Origin of the sequence: Staphylococcus sp. LCT-H4, assembly GCF_001866145.1 — a bacterium.
In the GTDB taxonomy this organism is placed as follows: domain Bacteria; phylum Bacillota; class Bacilli; order Staphylococcales; family Staphylococcaceae; genus Staphylococcus; species Staphylococcus succinus.
In genome coordinates, this window is record NZ_MODY01000003.1 from 347104 (window position 1) to 367867 (window position 20764).

Below are 20764 nucleotides of genomic sequence, written 5' to 3' on the forward strand. Positions count from 1 at the left end.
TCCACAAGTTCAATCAAATACATGATTTTAATTTATAGTTCTTTTAAAATAAATCATCAGCTAAAGCTTGCGTGGCTGTATCTTTTTCACTCTGATAATCTTTTGAAATCGTTAATGTTTCTATGCCGTCTACCGCTTCTTGGATTAATTCATCAAAGTCATAGACATTTTCATATTTTTCAACTTTTTCAAAATTAGGTTCAGTGACTGGATTTTTGGGTGTGAAGATTGTACAACAATCTTCATATGGCTGAATAGATACATCAAATGTGCCTATAGCTTTTGCTTTTTTTACTATTTCTTCTTTATCAAAGGTTAATAAAGGACGTAATACCGGCGTAGAAGTAACGTGATTAATCGCATACATACTTTTCAGTGTTTGACTCGCTACTTGCCCTAAATTCTCACCATTTACAATAGCATGTGCGTCAATTTGATGAACAAATTGATCAGCTACGCGCATCATCATTCGTCGTGTAGAAGTCATTGTATAACGTTCATGAACAACTTTATTGATTTGCTTCTGTAAATTCGTAAACGGCACGATATGCAATTTAATCGGCCCTACATGAGATGATAAAATACGTGTTAATTCAATCACTTTTTCTTTGGCTTTTTCACTTGTAAACGGTGGACTATGAAAATGAATCGCTTCAATTGTAACACCTCTACGCATCACTTCTATACCCGCTACTGGTGAGTCAATGCCACCTGATAACATAAGTAACGTTTTACCACCTGTACCAACTGGTAAGCCGCCAGCACCATTAATCACTTTATCATAAACATAAATCGCATCTAAACGAACTTCCACTTTGATATTATGATTAGGATGATGTACGTCTACAGAAAGATGTTCCACTTCACTTAAGACAGCTCCCCCAATTTCTCTTTGTAATTGATAAGTATCATAAGGGAAATTTTTATCAGAGCGCTTAACATCAATTTTAAACGTGTCGCCTTCTGCATAATCTTTTGCAAATTCAACTGCTTGAGCTTTAGCTGCATCTATTGTTTTTTCTATTTTTAATACAGGACTAATAGAATAAATACCAAAAACTTGTTTCAGTCTATGACACATTTCGTCTATGTCTGCCCCTTCGTCTAACTCAATGTACATTCTATCTCTATTTGCCTTTACTTTGTAACCTTGTAGTGGCATTAATGAACGTTTAACATTTGATCGTAATTGATTCACAAACATTTTACGATTTGCACCTTTTAACGTTAATTCACCGTATCTGACTAGTAGGTGATCATAAATCATCTTAACAACTCCCTTACTTCTTCATATACTTTATTAAACTTATCTTTAAATATTTCAATATGCTCATGCGTAGTATGACTACCCATGGATATGCGGATACTGCCTTCGATTTGTTTCACTGGTATATCCATTGCTAGCAACACTTCGTTTAAGCTTGCTTTTTTAGAGGAACATGCGCTTGTCGTCGATAACATAATATCATGTTTTGAAAATGCATTAACTAACACTTCACCTTTAACACCTGGCAAACCAACATTAAGTATATGTGGCGCTGAACCTTGTGGTGAATGTATTTGAACACCTTGAAAACGCGATAAATAATCACATATATCTTTATTGAATTGATGTAAAGTTTTATTTAGCTCAGACGTGTTTTGTACAGAGGTCTTCATTGCTTTTACGATAGCGATATCCATAGGTAAATTCACCGTTCCGCTTCTCACACCAAATTCTTGACCTCCACCATGAATCGTAGGTTGTATTTGATGGATGTTACGAACAAATAATACACCTTGTCCTTTTAGACCATGGAATTTATGTCCACTTAAGCTCATGGAATCAACACCTTCAAATATCAATGGTATTTTACCAATGGCTTGCACTGCATCAACATGCAAATGTGCTTTAGGGAATTGATGTACAATTTCAGCCACTTCGCTAATAGGTTGTACTTGTCCCATGACGTTGTTTACGTGCATACATGTCACTAACCCTACACTATCTGTCATTAAATTGGCTAAATGGTTTAAATCAACTTTCCCTTCCTTTGTCACATCAACGTATTTCACTTTAAAACCTTCTAATTCCAATGAACGAACAACTTCTAATACAGAAGGGTGTTCAAGCACAGAAGTAATAATTTCATCAGCAAATGCTTTTTTCTTATAGGCAATACCTTTTAAAGCAATATTATTAGATTCTGTGGCCCCACTTGTAAAGACGATATCAAAAGCTTGATTTAAGTTTAAGATATCATTTATTTGTGATTTAGTTTGTTGTAATAATTGGTCTGCTTGCAAACCAGCCTGATGCGGACTATTTGGATTGAAATATAATGATTGATTTACTTTGAGATACGTATCTAACACGTCTTGGTTAGGCTTTGTAGTTGCAGCATTATCAAGATATATCACGTTTTCCACTCCTTTTTATATTAACATATAGAATCAATGAGACACTATGGTCGATTTATATTTAATAGCACAGTTTTTTAATACTTACCTTTAAGCATTATACTCGCTTTTATAGAAAAGAAAAGACACGAAATAATAATATCATTTCGTGTCTTATATTTACTATTTAGAACCCCAATATTTGGTTAAGCTGTAACTTGAGATTCGATTTGTTTTGTAATTCCAGGTTCTACACTTTCCAAAGCTTGTTCAGAAATTTCAATTGAACGTTTATATCTATTATTTTTAAATAATCGTTCAGCTTCGTTAAGACTTTTATCTATATTTGAACTTTCTTTACGATAGCGATTTCCGTATTCAATAAGTTTCTCAGCATAAACTGCATTGACGAGTACATCAGTCGCTTCGTCTTCAAATTTATTCATTTGCAAAACAACTTTTGATACTTTGTCTTTTAATTGTTTAACATGAATTGGGCGTACGCTAAACTTCTTATTCACTTCACGTACTTCATAGTCGATTTCATTTTTCATAATAATAAATCGTTCCGGAACACTAGGTAAATTAGAAGCCAATAATTTTCTATATACTTCTTCTTTCTTACTTTGGATTCGTAAAATATTTTCTTCAGCTTCAGCTTCATCTTCTCGAAGTTGAATTAAGTGATTTTGTAATTTTTCTTGCTTATCATTAATGACTGCCACATGTTCTTCAATATATTTGAGATTATCTTGAACTTCACTATATCGAACTGCAGTTTTAGCCATCTCTTTTAAAATGTCATCATAAACAGTAATTAAATTTTGAATTTCATTTTCAAACTGCCTTACATTTTGCACGTCGCTTTCATTAATATAATAATTCTCACGTACATATTCAATTTCAGTTTGTAATGTATAATTCATTTCTTTTGCTCTAAATAAATTGTCTGTAATCACTTCTTTAGTTTCTTCTACGTCGTTTTTCGCTTTAACTTCATGCTCGATGAGTTCATACATTTCATCAAGACGGTCGTTGATACTATTTAATTTATCATTAGCTTCATCTAATTCTAATCTACTTATCATAGGTTCTACAAAGCTAAGTTCGGTCTTTAATGTTTGCAAAGTACTATCTATTTTAACATGATCTAAATCGTAACCTTCGACTTTCAAATCTCTACAACCGTATTTCAAGTCTTGGAATTGACCTGGCAACTCTTTTTGTGCTTCTTTAATTAAATCAGGGATTTCTGACATATCTTTTTTCAAGAAGTTCATATCTTCATGTAAAACTTTGATATGTTCATGTGCTTGATTAAAGTTACCCTCTTCTTTATATGCTTCATAATTTTCCATTTCTGGAACAAATGATTCGATTTCTTGCTCTAGTGGTTCAGCAGCTTCACCAAATTGATGTCTGTTTGCCAGGACATCACGTTTCATTTCACGATAATTATTTTTACATTCGTTGTAAAATTTATCGTTTTCATTATGTAGGCCTTTAATCTTTTCTACATCAGTAGTCAAAGTTTTATAATTCTCTTCATATTTATCCATCAGTTCGTGTGCTTCATCAATTTCAGTTTCAGCTTGCGAAAATTTGAATTTGTATAGTAGACCCTCTGCATTATGAATCTTTTCTTCAACAGGTGCTAAATATTGTTCTTTACTATCTAATGACGATTGTTTAAGTTTATCGTATGTTGATTTAGTTTCGCCTGTTAAAGTAAAATCAGATAATTGAGATAAACTCTCGTCGTACGGTAATTTTTCAACTTCTGATTTTCGTTCTTCAGCCTTTTCTATCATTTGGCTTTTATTTGAACGCATATAGAATAATACACCGACTATAATCAGTATAATGACAATAATCGCTAAAATGATATACAATGCCATAAGTTTTCTCCTCCTATTTTATCACTATTCATTATAACGTAATTCACCTATTCATTAAAATAGAAAATGAACGAATTGATAAGAATATTTTTATTCTCGTAATAAATCTAACTATATATATTATATGTATAGCATCATTACTTTAAAAAGCCCTTACAAATCATTTGATTGATTACTATTAAAACAGTCTTTATACTAAATGAAAAGTAAAAAGTGAGGTTTTTTAAATGTCAGAGATAAAAGAAACAAATTATAATTTATTACAAAAGCAAGTTGCTAGTTTAATTGAAGACGAATCAAATCTAATCGCTATTCTTAGTAACGTCTCCGCATTATTAAATGATTCATTAGATCAAATTAATTGGGTAGGCTTTTATTTAAAAGAAAATGATGAATTGATACTAGGACCTTTCCAAGGACATCCCGCATGTGTTCATATCGCTATTGGCAAAGGTGTCTGTGGTACTGCTGTTGCAGAAAATACAACACAACTCGTGGAAGATGTGCACGCGTTCCCTGGACATATTGCATGTGATGCTAATAGTAAATCAGAAATTGTAGTTCCACTTCACAGAAACGGTGACATTATTGGTGTACTTGATATCGACGCACCTATCATTGGTCGCTTTTCAAACAACGATCAACATGCCTTAGAAGAAATTGTAAACATTATTGAGCAGCAAATAAAATAACTGGGCTCAAAGGCACTTTTTACAACAATCATTATATATACTGTTGACACATTGCAATATCATGTTACAATGGTCTTTGTGTGAATAAACGAAATTAGCAGTTGTATATTAGTTGGCTCTATGTTGTTCCCAACGCGGACGTGCCGTGTAACCGTTGCTAAAAGGCGAGGACACATAAAACAATATATCCAATTAAGCATACAACACTCTTTTTTGTTTTTTCATAACAACAAAAAAGAAAAAGGAGGAGTCTTATTATGGCTCGATTCAGAGGTTCGAACTGGAAAAAATCACGTCGTTTAGGTATCTCATTAAGTGGTACTGGTAAAGAATTAGAGAAGCGTCCTTACGCTCCAGGCCAACACGGTCCTAACCAACGTAAAAAATTATCAGAATATGCATTACAATTACGTGAGAAACAAAAATTACGTTATTTATACGGAATGACTGAAAGACAATTCCGTAACACATTTGAAATTGCTGGTAACCAACATGGTGTACATGGTGAAAGCTTCATGCAATTATTAGCTGCTCGTTTAGATGCAGTTGTATATTCATTAGGTTTAGCTCGTACTCGCCGTCAAGCGCGTCAATTAGTTAACCATGGTCACGTTGAAGTTGATGGTAAACGTGTAGACATTCCATCATATACTTTAAAACCTGGTCAAGAAATTACAGTTCGCGAGAAATCTTTAAAATTAGATATCATTGCTGAATCTGTTGAAATCAATAACTTTGTACCAGAGTACTTAGAATTTGATGCTGACAACTTAAAAGGTAAATATATCCGCGTTCCAGAACGTAGTGAATTACCTGCTGAAATTAATGAACAACTTATCGTTGAGTACTACTCAAGATAAGCATTATGTCTTCAAAACAAGTATACCTTTCACAAGGTGTACTTGTTTTTTTATTGCATTCTCCCCTATTACAAATCAGTTATTCATAGACTTCCAACGTTAATGCTTATTTTATGAATATTTTACCGCCGCTTCATAGCTCACTGCATTTTACTTTTATAATATAATTGCGTATCCTAAATATAAAGATAAAGGAGTGTTAACTTTGATTATTAGAGCTTTAGAAGAAACTGATTTAGATTTTGTACATCACTTAAACAACGAATATTCTATAATGTCGTATTGGTTTGAAGAACCTTATCAGTCACTTAGCGAACTTCAATCTCTTTATAAAAAACACCTACACGATGAATCTGAACGCCGTTTCATAATAGAGACTGAGCAAACACGCATTGGCGTCGTAGAATTAGTAGAGATTAACTTTATACATAGTAATTGCGAAATACAAATCATCATAGATTCGCAATTTGGTGGCAAAGGGTATGCAAAAACTGCATTTAAAATGGCCATTGATTATGCTTTTCTTGTACTTAATCTCAATAAAATATATTTATTTGTAGATGTAAATAATGAAAAAGCCGTACATATTTATAAGGGCCAAAATTTTATTATTGAAGGTACTTTGCAGGAACATTTTTATGCACGGGGTGAATTTAACGACTGCTATGTTATGGGTTTACTCAAAAAGCATTGGGTCAACCAACATGATAATGATTTGTCTCAACTTGAACCTTAGTCTCATACACTAAACAATTTTGAATATAGCATTTAAAAGCTTAGAAACACCTGATGCGGTTTCTAAGCTTTTATTAAGTGCTTAAATTTTTATTTAAAATCGTATGAGGATTATCTGAAATAATACCATCTACCCCTAATTTAATTAGTGCCATTGCTTCAAAGTAATTATTTACTGTATAAGGCATAACACTTAATTGATAATTATGTGCAGCAGTTATAAATTTTTGATTAACCAAAGAAAAATGTGGATTTACATAATCTGCATATGTAGCGATTTGCTTAAAATCAGGTAATTTATACCAATATTTCCTTTTACTTATTAATACACCTAGTTGATACCCAACGTTCATATCATAAATTTTCCTAATGCTTTTTTGATCAAAAGATTGTAAAATCACCTTGTCTTTCGGTATGTTCCAAACTATTAATTTATCTATAATATCCTGTTCTATTCCAGGATATTGTTGTGGTTTTTTTATTTCAATTAATAATTTTTGAGGATGCTCTTTTATTAATGCGAGTACTTCATCCAATGTCATTAACGTTTGTTCGGAAAATACATCATCTTTCCACGAACCATAATCATATGCTTGCAAAGTAGCCAATGTTGAAGACTTTATTTTCCCTTTTCCATTAGAAGTTCGATCAATTGTATCATCGTGTATAACCACAAGATAATCATCTGAAGTTCTGTGAATATCTATTTCTAATATATCAATGTTGTTTGAAAGTGCAGCTACAAAAGCAACTAATGTATTTTCTGGATAATTTGTGGCCATACCACGATGTGCTATAAGTGTAATATTATCATTAAGATAATTCATGGTCATGAAGTAATTCGCCTCTCTTTCTTTATTTCTTACGTTCGTCTAAACTTAAGTTATCACAAATAAATTGGAGGTCAATTGTTATGGTTCAACATGAATTTAAAGTCAGTACACATTGGACAGAAGGCCGTGAATCAGTAGGACAGCTTAAAGGTGATATATTAAACGAGCAAATTTCTATTCCTGCTGGTTTAGGGGGCAATGGGACAGGGACAAATCCTGACGAATTACTCGTTTCAGCTGCATCATCTTGTTATATAATTTCACTAGCTGCGGTATTAGAACGCGCTGGATTTACAGATATTGAAATACAACAATCTTCTATTGGTACAGCTATATTTGAACAGTCAAAATTCCGAATGGATAGAATCACTCACTATCCTGAAATATATGTTTCAAAAAATCAAAAAGATATGCTATCCAGAAAAATAGAAAAATTATTAAAAGTTGCAGATAACAATTGTATGATTTCAAATTCAATTAAAGGTAACGTTTCTGTAAAAATCGAACCAATTTTAAAATAATTTTAAAAAATTTTTTATACTTATTAAAAAGTGGACACTATAACGATGTATGCCCTTACATTTGCTGGTTTATAGTGTTCATTTTCAATAAGTTGTAACTTTTGCACTTTTATATTGTCTGAAAATTTGCTAAACTTATACAATCTTACTCAATGGGGGAATTACAAAATGAAATATTATCATCCTTTGTTATTAACACCAGGACCTACACCTGTACCAGAACAAATTTTACACGCTACACAAGAACCAATGGTCGGTCATCGATCAAGTGATTTTGAAACAATTGCTGAAGAAGCGTTTCGTGCACTTAAACCAATATTCGGCGCACAAAATGATGTAATGATATTAACATCAAGTGGTACAAGCTCTTTAGAAGCTAGCATGTTAAATATAGCTAATCCTGAAGATGATATTGTTATCATCGTATCAGGTGCTTTTGGTAATCGTTTTAAACAAATAGCAGAAACATATTATGATAATGTACATATTTTTGAAGTTGAATGGGGAGAAGCTGTAAATGTCCCTGATTTCATCGATTTCTTAAAATCTCTAAATACAACTGTAACAGCTGTTTATAGTCAATATTGTGAAACATCAACGGCTGTTGTTCATCCAATTAATGAATTAGGCCACGCTCTTAAAACATATGACGAATCAATTTATTTTGTTGTCGATGGTGTAAGTTGTATCGGTGCGGTCGACGTTGACTTACAACGTGATCAAATAGACGTCCTTATTTCTGGTAGTCAAAAAGCAATCATGTTACCCCCAGGCTTAGCATTCGTAGCATACAATGATCGTGCTAAAGAACGCTTTAGTCAAGTGACTACACCACGATTCTATTTAGATTTAAACAAATATTTAAAATCATTAGCTGATCATTCAACACCTTTTACCCCAAATGTTTCATTATTCAGAGGTGTAAATGCTTATGCTAAGTTAGTTGAAGAAGAAGGTTTTGAACAAGTTATTGCACGTCACTATGCAATACGAGATGGTTTAAGAGAAGCACTTAAGGCTTTAGACTTAGACTTACTTGTTAAAGATGAGTTTGCCTCACCTACTGTTACAGCTTTAATACCTAAATCTAAAGATGAATTAAATTTCATCAAAAAAGAACTTAAAGATCGTTTCTCTATCACAATCGCTGGCGGTCAAGGTCACCTTAAAGGAGAAATATTGCGTATTGGTCATATGGGACAAATTTCACCATTTGATATTTTACAAGTAGTTTCTGCTTTAGAAATTTTATTATCAGAATTTAGAAATGAATCTTATATTGGTAAAGCAATTACACAATACATGGAGGTCGTAAAAGCATATGTATAAAATTTTAGTCTCTGATCCAATTTCACCTGAAGGTTTAAAAAGTTTGTTTGACCATAAAGACTTTGAAATTGAAACAAATACAGAATTAAATGAAAGCGAATTAATTGAAAAAATTGTGGATTTCGAAGGTTTAATCGTTAGAAGTCAAACACAAGTTACTGCTGATATTATCGCAGCTGCGCCTAACTTAAAAGTTATCGCTAGAGCCGGTGTAGGTGTTGATAACATTGACGTAGATGCTGCTACAAAACATGGTGTCATCGTTATTAATGCGCCAGATGGCAATACGATTTCTGCGACTGAACATTCTATGGCCATGATTTTATCAATGGCACGTAACATTCCTCAAGCTCACCTATCATTAAAAGATGGTAGATGGGATCGTAAAACATTTAGAGGAACAGAACTTTATAATAAAACACTTGGCGTTATTGGTGCAGGTAGAATTGGTTTAGGCGTTGCGAAACGTGCACAAAGTTTCGGTATGCATATTTTAGCTTTTGACCCTTATTTATCTGAAGATAAAGCAAAAGAATTAAACGTAACGCGTGCAACGGTAGAAGAAATTGCTGAACAAGCTGACTTTGTAACTGTTCATACCCCATTAACACCTAAAACGAAAGGCATTGTTGGAGAAGCATTTTTTGAAAAAGCTAAGCCTACATTACAAATTATTAACGTAGCACGTGGCGGTATTATTGATGAAGAAGCATTACTAAAAGCATTAGACAATAATCAAATTCAGACAGCTGCTATCGATGTGTTTGAAACAGAACCAGCAACTGAATCACCACTTGTTAAGCATGACAAAGTGATTGTTACCCCACACTTGGGTGCCTCTACAGTTGAAGCACAAGAAAAAGTAGCGGTTTCTGTCGCTAATGAAATTATTGATATATTTGAAAATGGTAATGTCTTAAACGCAATTAATGCTCCGAAAATGACTTATAGCGAAATTAACGACGAGTTAAAACCTTATATCGAATTAACAAAATTAACAGGTGAAGTTGGTATTCAATTACTTGAAAAAGCACCACGTGAACTCCAAATTAAATATGAAGGTGATATTGCACTTGATGACACAAGTTTATTAACGAGAACACTGGTTTCTGGTGTGTTACGCCAAGATCTTGGCGAACGCGTAAACCTTATCAATGCATTAGTGCTTCTTAATGAGCAAGGCGTTTCTTATAACATCGAAAAAAATACAAAACACCGTGGCTTTAGTAACTATATTGAGTTAACTTTAATCAATAAAGATACTAAGATTACTATCGGTGCCACTGTACTTAATGGCTATGGTCCAAGAATTGTACGTATCAATGACTATCCTGTAGACTTTAAACCTGAACAATATCAACTTGTTGTTAACCATACAGACAAACCAGGCATTGTTGGACATACAGGACAAATCTTAGGTGAATATAATATTAATATCGCTTCTATGCACTTAGGCCGTACAAATCAAGGTGGTAATGCTCTAATGGTACTATCTATTGACCACCCTGTTAATGAAGATGTAATTAACAGCTTATATAGCATCGAAGGTTTCAATTTAGTTCGAAATGTAGAATTAGATATAGTAAATGAACCAAGCTATAATATTTAATAACGTAATTCCACCTAAATAATCTGTTATTTTATATACACAGCGTAAAAAAGCTGGAAGATTTTCTTAATTGAAAACCTTCCAGCTTTTTATATTGAATAACATCGTTTTAAATAAATATAAAAAAACACATGCAAGCCGCCTACTACGTATACGTCCTACATGTGTATGAATGCTTTATAAAAGAATCGCTCTTATCTCACCTACGTGATCTACGATGTGCTCTGCGCCATAACTTTCTAATTCTTCACGCGCATCGGTTCCTTTCAATCCTGTTAATGGCCCAATAAACGTTGCTCCAATTTTTTTAGCACTTAATAAATCTGCTAATGAATCGCCTACAACAAAAACATCATTTTTTTCTACACGATTTTCTTGATTGGTTGCATATTTTTCATAATTTTCCAGATTATTACCTTCTAAAGTAGCTAAATAACTAAAAGGATTCGGTTTCCCTAACGGTTTTAAGTCTGGGTAACGATCTTCAGCAATAAGTACTTCGCTTGCAGTAACAATATGTTGGTCATCAAAAAGATCTTTAATACCGATTGTATCAAATGGTACTAAGGTTTCAGTTCTTGGTCTACCAGTTGCAATGGCAATGTGGTAACCAGCTGCCTTTAAGTCTTCTAGTAATTGTTTAATTTCTTCTACAGGTCTTAAAACTACTTCTTCATATATGTAACCTTTTTTAAATTCAGAACGGTTTGGTTTGTCCTCTACTTTATTAAAAAGTTTATAGCCAAGATACCATTCTTGATAAATTTCTTGAGCAAATGTCCAAAAAGAACTCTTTAACTCAAAAATCGCTGTTTGATCTGTATTTAGACTTTCACCTGCAAATTCCACTAATGTTTGGTAGATGTTATCCTTTCCTGAACTTACACCATCCAAAAATGATAACGGTGCTGCAAAATTAAGTTCTACATCTGTTACATTTTCACCAACAAATTGTAATGTCTCTTGGTTGAAGTTCTCAGATTGTAATACTCCCATCAGTTTATCTTCCGGTAATGCTTTGCATAGTTCTATAAAATGAATAGCAAGAACTACAAATAGCATATCCCAATTTGAATTTAAACCAAGCGATTTTAACTTAGTTAGTATTTCATCATGATAAAATACAATATCTCTTATTTCAGTTATTTGTTGGTCACTTAAACCATCAAATTGTATTGAAGAATCCAGTCCAATGTACGCTTTACTCATTAATATTTCATAAACAGTTAATGCAGAAACATCGAAACACCTTTCTTCACTTAAAAACACACCATCTACATCAAATAATACCGACTTCATCCTACCTACTCTCCTTTAATCAGAAAATTCTGATACTAGTATATCGTACTATTTACATGTGAAAAGCGCAAATGTATTTTATTCTTTTTTCCAAAATAATATAAATAATAATCATACATAAAATAAATAAAAATATGCCTTTCAACAATTGCACACTTTTCCGTGCTTTTCTTGAAAGACATATCTTATACTAATCATCCAATTCGCTTGTAATGGGCTTTTTAATTCACAGATTCCATTTGATTTTCTATTTCGTCTGCTACTTGTTGTACTTGCGTACCAATAATAACTTGAGTATTATGCTTACCACTGTGCGTCACCCCAACAGCTCCAGCACTTTTTATCTTGGTTTCATCCACAATACTATTATCGTGTAACTCCATACGTAAACGTGTCGCACAATTTGTAAGCGACATAATATTATCTTGACCACCCAAGCCCTCTAAAATTTGGGCAGCTGATTTTGAATATTTATTTGTAGCTTGTGTTAATCCATCTTCTGAACTAGCTGTTTCTCCTGTAGAAGCTTCTTCTGAAGTCGGATCTGGTAATAAATTATCTCCACGTCCTGGTGTATTTAGTTTTAGAAACTTAATTGCCATTCTAAATACTACATAATAAATTACAAAGAATACAAGTCCTTGTACTAACAGCATAAATGGATAGTTAGCAACTGGGTTAATCAGTGAAAGTACAAAGTCAATGAGACCCGCACTAAAGGCAAACCCTGCTGTCCAGTGAAATAATGCTGCGATAAATAATGATAGACCTGTTAAAAATGCATGTATGACGAAAAGTATAGGTGCAACAAACATGAATGCAAATTCAATTGGCTCCGTTACACCAACGAAAAAGGCTGAAATCGCACCTGCTAACATTAAACCGTATACGCGTTTTTTCTGTTTTGTTTCAGCAGTATGATACATTGCTAAAGCTGCTGCAGGCACACCAAACATCATTACTGGGAAAAAGCCGGCCATATAACGGCCCGTTTCACCTTTGACTGCGCCATCACCAGTTTGGAATTTAGCAATATCATTAATACCTGCTAAATCAAACCAAAATACTGCATTTAAAGCATGATGTAATCCTGTTGGTATTAATAATCTATTAAAGAAACCATATAGAAAAGCACCAAACGGTCCTAAATCTATAATCCATGTACCAAACGTTACAATGGCTGCATATATAAGCGGCCATACAAATAGCATAATCACAGCTAAAATAATACTAAAGAACGCTGTTAATATAGGTACTAAACGTTTACCACTAAAAAATGATAATGCTGCTGGTAATTCTGTTTGACTAAACTTGTTATAAGTATAAGCAGCTATTAAACCTACAAATAATCCTATTAACACATTAGAATTATTCATTTGTTCGAAAGCAGCATCAACATGTGACTGCTTTACACCTAATAGTGGTGCTAATTTCTCTGGACTTAACACGACTGTCGTTAAAAAGAAACCTACTGTTGCAGCTAATGCAACTGCTCCGTCATTTTTCTTGGCCATTCCAAGTGCAACCCCGATTGCAAATAAAATACCCAATTGATCAAGTATTGTTGTCCCTGCCGTTGTGAAGAAAGTAGCGACTGTCGGTAAAATACCAATCGCCGTTAAAGCATTCCCTATTCCAGCAATAATAGCCGCTGCTGGTAGTACTGCAACAGGTAGCATGAGTGACCTACCTAATCTTTGTAAGAAACTAAACATATTCATTCCCCATTTCCTAGCTCGCATTCACACAAACAAACACCACATGCACAAGTTGTCCACGTGGTGTTTGTAAACGCTATACTAGCTGTCATTGTACAGTTATATAATAACATAACTTATTCAACAATCGTATTCTAATTTAGAAGTCAACGATTTTGAATTTAGTCTACACTTTTACTTAATATTTACGTATGCATCCAATTCTTGTTGCAATTGCTTTGTTCTATTTTCCAATTCTTTTGTTAAATATTCTAATTTTTCATTTCGTTTCATATCTTTTGGTAAATGTTTTGTCTCAATGGGTTCACCAAATTTTATGATAGCTTTTCCAGTAATAAGCCCTTTAATTTCATTTGGGCCTACATATGCAGCTGGTAATATCGGTGCTTGGGCCATCATAGCAATGGTTACTGCTCCTCTTTTTAAAGGTGCACCCTCATCATATTTTTTACGTTGACCTGTAGGGAAAATACCTACCGTTTTATTTTCTTTCAATAATTTAATTGGTCTTTTTAAAGTACTTGGACCCGGATTATCTCTGTCTACAGGAAAAGCATTTAATGACGTTAAAAATCTACCAAACCATTTATTATTAAATAATTCTTTCTTAGCCATATAATGGATTTGGTTAGGATATATAGCCGTTCCGAGCATGATTACTTCATTATAGCTCTCATGCGTACAAGTAACTACATATCTATGTAACTGCGGTATGTTTTCTTTACCCTGTACTTCTAAAGAATTACTTAGTTTGACTATAATGAGCTTCAACAAGCCACTAATCAGTTTATACATTTCTCCACCTACTTCATTTTCCTTTTAATACCCTATTGATTTTATCATTTAGTTAACTTATGGACAAGAAAATTAATATTTCAGTCTAAAGTCGTATGGTGATATACTAGAAAAAGTATTCAAATCCTATCATAATAGGATTTAGAGAATGAATTGGAGGTTTACTATGTCTAATAATGATAATCACTCAAACGGAAATCAACATTATGAGCAAGCACAACAGCCCTTTAAAGGTGAGCAGCGTTCGACAAACAAACCCAAATTCCCATGGTTTAAAACAATGGTCGTCGCATTAATTGCTGGAATTATTGGTGCTCTAATTGTGTTAGGGGTTGGAAAGTTCATGGAACATACCGTATTAGATGATGATGGTTCTTCTGTAAAAGAAACATCTAATAGTACGAATGGTGGTAATACACTTGATGGAAAAAGTGAAAAATATGATTCTGTCAACCAAATGATTAACGATGTATCACCTGCTATTGTAGGCGTAATAAATATGCAAAAAGCGCAAAACTTAGATGCTTTATTAAAAGGTAAATCATCTAAATCACAAGAGGCAGGCGTTGGTTCAGGAGTAATTTATCAAAAAAATAATGGTTCTGCGTACATCGTAACAAATAACCATGTTATTGATGGTGCAAGTGAAATTAAAGTACAATTACATAATTCTAAACAGGTTGAAGCAAAACTCATTGGTAAAGATGCATTGACTGACATGGCAGTTTTAAAAATAGATGATACAAAAGGTACAAAAGCAATTGAATTTGCGAATTCCTCTAAAGTTAAAACAGGCGATAGTGTTTTTGCAATGGGTAATCCACTTGGTTTAGAATTTGCGAATTCAGTTACTTCTGGTATCATATCTGCAAGTGAACGTACGATTGATACACAGACTACAGCTGGTGCAAATAAAGTAAATGTATTACAAACAGATGCCGCTATTAATCCAGGTAACTCTGGTGGCGCATTGGTTGATATTAATGGAAATCTTGTAGGTATTAATTCTATGAAAATTGCTAATGAACAAGTTGAAGGCATTGGCTTTGCAATACCTAGTAACGAAGTAAAAGTTACGATAAAAGAACTTGTGAAGCATGGTAAAGTTGAACGCCCTTCAATTGGAATTGGTTTGCTCAATTTAAGTGAAATTCCAGATGAATATAAAGCACAACTTGATACCAAACGTAAAGAAGGTGTTTATATCGCCAAAGTTGATGAGAATAATGGGCTCAAAGAAGGCGACATTATTACCGCTATCGATGACAATAAAGTAAAAGAAGATACAGATTTACGTAACTACTTATATCAACAGAAAAAACCGGGCGACACAGTCAAACTCACTTTAGAAAGAAAAGGTAAGGTCCAGACTGTTAAGGTCGATCTTAAAGAACAAAAATCCGCTTCAACACAATCAAGCAACGAAGATAGTGAAGACAGTTCTGAAAGTGCAAACCCTTTTAATTAACGATTCTAACTCAATAAACCATGGGTAAAATATCTTAATGTAATGCAGATAAACCAAACACTTTTCAGTGTTTGGTTTATCTTTTTATTTATTAAATTAAAATTCAGAATAATAACGGTTGGTTTTCAGATGATTTGAGCAGTCGCTTTTACAAAACATCTGTGTAAGACCATAATCCTAGACATGTGCAACAAAAAACTGCCAACAAAATCCTCGACTTTGTTGGCAGTTTGAAAGAATTCATCCATTTACTGCAAATCATCTTTTTATCTATAGTTAATCATAAAGTATTTCTTTTTGCCTCGACGAATAATCGTAAATTCATTTTCAATTTTATCGTCTGCCGACAACTCAAAGTTTACATCTTGTTGCCTTACACCATTCACGTAAATTGCCCCATTGTTCACATCTTCACGCGCTTGACGTTTAGATGGTGAAATACCAGTTTCAACAATAGCCTCTACAATATTCGTAGTATCATTACTTAATTCAACTTGAGGTACATCTTTAAAGCCTTCTTTCAATTCCTTAGCAGAAAGTGCCTGTAAATCACCAGCAAACAACGCTTTTGAAATACGCATCGCATCATCTAAAGCGTCTTGACCATGAATAAAACGTGTCACATTTTCAGCCAAAGCTTTTTGCGCTTCACGTAAATGTGGCGCTTCATTTAATGATTGTTCTAAAGTTTCAATTTCCTCTTTGCTTAAGAAAGTAAAGTATTTCAAGAATTTGATGACATCTTCATCAGTAGTATTAATCCAAAATTGGTAGAATTCATATGGGCTTGTTTTGTCAGCATCTAACCAAACAGCGCCACCTTCAGTCTTGCCAAATTTCTTACCATCTGATTTTACAACAAGCGGAATCGTAAGGCCATATGCTTCTGTTTGACCATACATTCTACGCATTAATTCTATACCGCTTGTAATGTTACCCCATTGGTCAGAACCACCTACTTGAATTTTACAATTATATGTTCTATTTAAATGCCCAAAGTCTATAGCTTGTAAAATGGTATAAGTAAATTCAGTGTATGAGATCCCATGTTCTAGACGTGTCTGGATAGAATCTTTACCTAACATGTAATTTACACCTACATGTTTACCATAATCTCTTAAAAAGTCTATCAACGATATTTGACTAAGCCAATCTCTATTGTTTACAAGTTTAGCACCTTTATCAGTATCAAATTCGAAAATTTTATGCATTTGTTCATTGATACCTTTAACATTTAATTCAACTTGTTCTTCAGTTTGTAATGTACGTTCTTCAGATTTACCAGAAGGATCACCAATCATACCTGTACCGCCACCAACTAACACAAGTGGTCTATGACCATTCTCTTGGAAACGTCGTAATGTTAAAAATGGTAATAAATGACCAATGTGTAAACTATCAGCTGTTGGATCGGCACCGCAATACAATGTAACTTGTTCTTTATTTAATAATTCTTCAATTCCTGATTCATCTGTCTGTTGATAAATCAAGCCTCTCCATTGTAAGTCTTCTAATAATGCGTTTGTCATTTTATCAACCTCCTATTTTACTTAAGATATCTCTTTGTATAAGAATTAGTAACCTTTAACAACATTCATAACGTTGACGATGGAACGAATATCAAAAAACATAAAAACGCCCTTACAAATTAATGTAAGGGCGCATGCGCACGGTACCACCATACTTAAGTCAAACAACTTTATTAATGATACGTTCATTAACTTAAACGTTTGGATTGTTAAACAGTCAAAGGTGTATTCGTATAGAAGAAAATGTTAGTTCACAGCTACCACTAACTCTCTGAAGATTTTCTATATATACTACTTTTCCTTTATCCAAAAACGATATCGAATTGATATTAATTATAAGTAACTCTATTTTAAAAGTCAACATCATAAATTATGTTATAATATTGCATACACAAGGAGGATGCATATGGCGCGTCAAACATATGATAAAAGTGTTCAAGATAGCAACGAGATACGACCATTTCATAGATATGAAATAGTTTATAAAAAAATAAAACATATATTTTTAGGCTTGTTTACAATTTTTACATGTACCTTTCTCATACTTATGGCAATATCAGTGTTTTATTTTCAACATTTAACTGATACAACGATTCATCTGTCAGATAAAGATTTGAGATTGAATTTGTTACATATTGTTGGCGACGAAGATATTGATAATACTAAGCGTAATATCTTAGAAGAGTATAATCATTCAACCAATACGCTTATTGTCGGACCTAACCAAGTTAGTCCAAATGTCATTAAAGCACTGACCTCTTCTGAAGACAGCTTATTTTTTTACCATAATGGCATTTTACCGAAAGCCATAGTGCGTGCCGTTGGGCAAGATATCTTTAATACTGAAGCTCCCACGGGTGGTAGTACCATTACACAGCAACTCGTAAAAAATCAACTACTGACTAACGAAAGAACATATGACCGAAAAGCGAATGAACTTGTACTTTCTATGCGCGCCGAACACGTGTTAACCAAAGATGAAATTATTTATACGTATTTAAACATCGTTCCCTTTGGACGAGATAACCATGGTTCTGATATAACAGGTATTGCTTCAGCTTCATATAGTTTGTTTGGAAAATCAGCAACAAACTTGAATATTGCTGAATCTGCTTACCTTATCGGTTTGCTTCAAAGTCCATACTACTATACACCTTATACTGAGGATGGTTCATTGAAACCTGATCAAGAGATAAAGATCAGTTTAAATCGTCAACATTATGTACTTAAACGCATGTTAGTCGAAGAAAAAATCACGCCTGATGATTTTAAAAATGCTGAAAAATATAACGTACAACAACATTTAATTACAAGATAAAAGGACGCATGTATTTATTACCATGCGTCCTTTTATCATAATGGCTTCAACTTTAAAATAAACCTACTGCATGTCCATCATCTGTAACATCCATATTTAATGCTGCTGGTTTCTTTGGTAGACCTGGCATCGTCATAATTGCGCCTGTTAATGCAACTATAAATCCAGCACCTGTCTTGGCCTCCAATTCACGAATCGTAATTTCAAATCCTTCTGGAGCACCTAACTGTGTGGCATCATCAGAAAATGAATATTGCGTTTTAGCCATACAAATAGGATAATTATCCCAACCATTTTCTTTAAACTGTTGTAATTGTTTTTGTGCCTTACTGCTAAAGGTAACTTTAGAGCCACCATATATTTCTCGTACAATTGTTTCTATTTTCGTTTCAAGCGGTTGATTAAGTTCATATAAATGTTTAAAGTTTTGAGGTTCATCGATAACTTCTAAAACTTCATTGGCTAAATCAATACCTCCATTGCCGCCCTTTTCCCAAACCTCAGTTAAAGCTATACGTATACCATTGTCTTTGGCCCATTTTTGTACAAATTTCGTTTCTTCATCTGTATCATGGATAAATGCATTTAAAGCAACTACCGGCTCCAATCCATATTTTCTAACATTTTTAACATGACGTTCTAAATTAACAATTCCTTTTTCAAGTGCTAACACATTTTCTTCTTTAAGATTATCTTTCTCTACACCACCATGCATTTTAATAGCACGAATTGTTGCCACTACAACGACGGCTGAAGGTGTAAAACCTGCTTCTCGAGCTTTAATATTAATGAACTTTTCAGCGCCTAAATCTGAACCAAAACCTGCTTCTGTTACTACGATGTCTGCCAAGTCTCTAGCAGTTTCAGTAGCTAAAATAGAATTACAGCCATGTGCAATATTCGCAAATGGCCCACCATGTACAAGTGCAGGCGTGCCTTCAATTGTTTGTACAAGATTAGGTTTAATCGCATCTTTAAGAATCATAGCCAATGCACCTTCAACTTTTAAATCAGCAACTGTAACTGGCTGACGTTCACGTGTATAACCAATAGTAATATGGCTTATTTTCACTTTTAAATCTTTGATATCATTTGCTAAACATAAAATAGCCATTATTTCAGAAGCCACAGTAATATTGAAACCATCTTCCCGTGGCACACCTTGTGTAGGACCACCTAAACCAACGATAACATTACGTAAAGCACGATCATTCATATCTAATACACGCTTCCATTCTATTCGGCGTTGATCAATACCTAATTCATTCCCTTGGTGTATATGATTATCTATAAATGCTGAAAGTGCATTATTTGCAGTCGTAATTGCATGAAAATCACCGTTAAAGTGCAGGTTGATATCTTCCATTGGTAATACTTGTGCATATCCTCCGCCTGTAGCTCCACCCTTTATACCAAATGTTGGTCCTAAAGCAGGTTCTCGTAATGCTACCATAACGTTTTTCTTAAGTTGATTAAATGCATCAGCTAACCCTACAGTAACAGTTGATTTTCCTTCCCCAGCCGGTGTTGGGCTCATAGCTGTCACCAATACTACGTTTCCCTTGCCATTATGCTGTTGAACTTGATTAATATCAATCTTAGCTTTATAGTGCCCGTATGGTTCTAATGCATTTGACGGAATACCTGCCTTTTCAGCAATTTCTCCAATTGGTTTTAGTGTTGATTGATTCGCAATATCTAGATCAGATAAATGTGCCAAATTCACTCGTCCCTTCTTAATTTAAATATCCTTCGTATTTGTAACAAAAACGGTAAGTCCT

General features: G+C 33.6%; 17 protein-coding genes. 8 read left to right on the forward strand and 9 right to left on the reverse strand.

What is annotated here, in order from left to right:
• Positions 1-43: 43 nt before the first annotated feature.
• The 3 genes from thiI to ezrA all read right to left on the reverse strand — a co-directional run bounded on the left by thiI (position 44) and on the right by ezrA (position 4277).
• The gene (gene thiI / locus BK821_RS10590) at positions 44-1267 is read right to left on the reverse strand and encodes a tRNA uracil 4-sulfurtransferase ThiI (RefSeq protein ID WP_071331651.1); all 1224 of its coding nucleotides are present in this window, start codon (positions 1265-1267) and stop codon (positions 44-46) included.
• The gene (locus BK821_RS10595; protein ID WP_071331652.1) at positions 1264-2400 is read right to left on the reverse strand and encodes a cysteine desulfurase family protein; all 1137 of its coding nucleotides are present in this window, start codon (positions 2398-2400) and stop codon (positions 1264-1266) included. The genes thiI and BK821_RS10595 overlap by 4 nt, the downstream gene beginning before the upstream one ends.
• Positions 2401-2585: 185 nt before the next feature.
• Complete coding sequence (gene ezrA, locus BK821_RS10600) at positions 2586-4277, reverse strand: septation ring formation regulator EzrA (protein WP_046836707.1); 1692 nt, start codon at positions 4275-4277, stop codon at positions 2586-2588.
• A 227-nt stretch (positions 4278-4504) separates the two neighbouring features.
• On the opposite strand from ezrA, the gene BK821_RS10605 reads away from it, so the two are divergent.
• From BK821_RS10605 to BK821_RS10615, 3 genes are all read left to right on the forward strand, one after another.
• Positions 4505-4969: a GAF domain-containing protein gene (locus tag BK821_RS10605; RefSeq protein WP_046836708.1), complete on the forward strand. Its 465-nt coding sequence runs from the start codon at positions 4505-4507 to the stop codon at positions 4967-4969.
• Between the two features lie 257 nt (positions 4970-5226).
• A complete protein-coding gene (gene rpsD, locus BK821_RS10610; protein WP_046836709.1) occupies positions 5227-5829 on the forward strand; it encodes a 30S ribosomal protein S4 in 603 nt (200 codons plus the stop codon).
• Between the two features lie 205 nt (positions 5830-6034).
• On the forward strand, positions 6035-6565 hold the full coding sequence (locus BK821_RS10615; RefSeq protein ID WP_046836710.1) for a GNAT family N-acetyltransferase: 531 nt from the start codon (positions 6035-6037) through the stop codon (positions 6563-6565).
• A gap of 73 nt (positions 6566-6638) precedes the next feature.
• On the opposite strand, the gene BK821_RS10620 is transcribed toward BK821_RS10615, so the two are convergent.
• On the reverse strand, positions 6639-7397 hold the full coding sequence (locus tag BK821_RS10620) for a glycerophosphodiester phosphodiesterase (protein WP_046836711.1): 759 nt from the start codon (positions 7395-7397) through the stop codon (positions 6639-6641).
• 80 nt (positions 7398-7477) lie between these two features.
• Between BK821_RS10620 and BK821_RS10625 the strand changes: the two genes are divergently transcribed.
• From BK821_RS10625 to serA, 3 genes are all read left to right on the forward strand, one after another.
• The gene (locus BK821_RS10625) at positions 7478-7918 is read left to right on the forward strand and encodes an SACOL1771 family peroxiredoxin (RefSeq protein ID WP_046836712.1); all 441 of its coding nucleotides are present in this window, start codon (positions 7478-7480) and stop codon (positions 7916-7918) included.
• Between the two features lie 168 nt (positions 7919-8086).
• Positions 8087-9247 (forward strand): pyridoxal-phosphate-dependent aminotransferase family protein, encoded by a 1161-nt coding sequence (locus tag BK821_RS10630; RefSeq protein ID WP_046836713.1) that lies wholly within the window; start codon positions 8087-8089, stop codon positions 9245-9247.
• A complete protein-coding gene (gene serA, locus BK821_RS10635; RefSeq protein WP_046836714.1) occupies positions 9240-10856 on the forward strand; it encodes a phosphoglycerate dehydrogenase in 1617 nt (538 codons plus the stop codon). The genes BK821_RS10630 and serA overlap by 8 nt, the downstream gene beginning before the upstream one ends.
• 177 nt (positions 10857-11033) lie before the next feature.
• On the opposite strand, the gene BK821_RS10640 is transcribed toward serA, so the two are convergent.
• The 3 genes from BK821_RS10640 to BK821_RS10650 all read right to left on the reverse strand — a co-directional run bounded on the left by BK821_RS10640 (position 11034) and on the right by BK821_RS10650 (position 14668).
• Positions 11034-12155, reverse strand: a complete 1122-nt coding sequence (locus BK821_RS10640; protein ID WP_071331653.1) for an HAD family hydrolase — start codon at positions 12153-12155, stop codon at positions 11034-11036.
• A gap of 221 nt (positions 12156-12376) precedes the next feature.
• Positions 12377-13870, reverse strand: a complete 1494-nt coding sequence (nagE, locus tag BK821_RS10645) for an N-acetylglucosamine-specific PTS transporter subunit IIBC (RefSeq protein WP_046836716.1) — start codon at positions 13868-13870, stop codon at positions 12377-12379.
• Positions 13871-14047: 177 nt separating this feature from the next.
• Entirely contained in the window at positions 14048-14668 is a 621-nt protein-coding gene (locus BK821_RS10650) for a lysophospholipid acyltransferase family protein (protein WP_046836717.1), read from the reverse strand.
• 166 nt (positions 14669-14834) lie between these two features.
• On the opposite strand from BK821_RS10650, the gene BK821_RS10655 reads away from it, so the two are divergent.
• Positions 14835-16136 carry a S1C family serine protease gene (locus BK821_RS10655; protein WP_046836718.1) on the forward strand — a complete coding sequence of 434 codons (1302 nt, stop codon included), beginning with the start codon at positions 14835-14837 and terminating at the stop codon, positions 16134-16136.
• A gap of 266 nt (positions 16137-16402) precedes the next feature.
• On the opposite strand, the gene tyrS is transcribed toward BK821_RS10655, so the two are convergent.
• Positions 16403-17665 carry a tyrosine--tRNA ligase gene (gene tyrS / locus BK821_RS10660; protein ID WP_071331654.1) on the reverse strand — a complete coding sequence of 421 codons (1263 nt, stop codon included), beginning with the start codon at positions 17663-17665 and terminating at the stop codon, positions 16403-16405.
• Positions 17666-18071: 406 nt separating this feature from the next.
• On the opposite strand from tyrS, the gene BK821_RS10665 reads away from it, so the two are divergent.
• The gene (locus BK821_RS10665) at positions 18072-18983 is read left to right on the forward strand and encodes a transglycosylase domain-containing protein (RefSeq protein ID WP_046836720.1); all 912 of its coding nucleotides are present in this window, start codon (positions 18072-18074) and stop codon (positions 18981-18983) included.
• Between the two features lie 52 nt (positions 18984-19035).
• Here the strand turns inward: BK821_RS10665 and BK821_RS10670 are convergent, their stop codons facing one another.
• Positions 19036-20703 (reverse strand): formate--tetrahydrofolate ligase, encoded by a 1668-nt coding sequence (locus BK821_RS10670; protein WP_071331671.1) that lies wholly within the window; start codon positions 20701-20703, stop codon positions 19036-19038.
• Positions 20704-20764 lie beyond the last annotated feature (61 nt).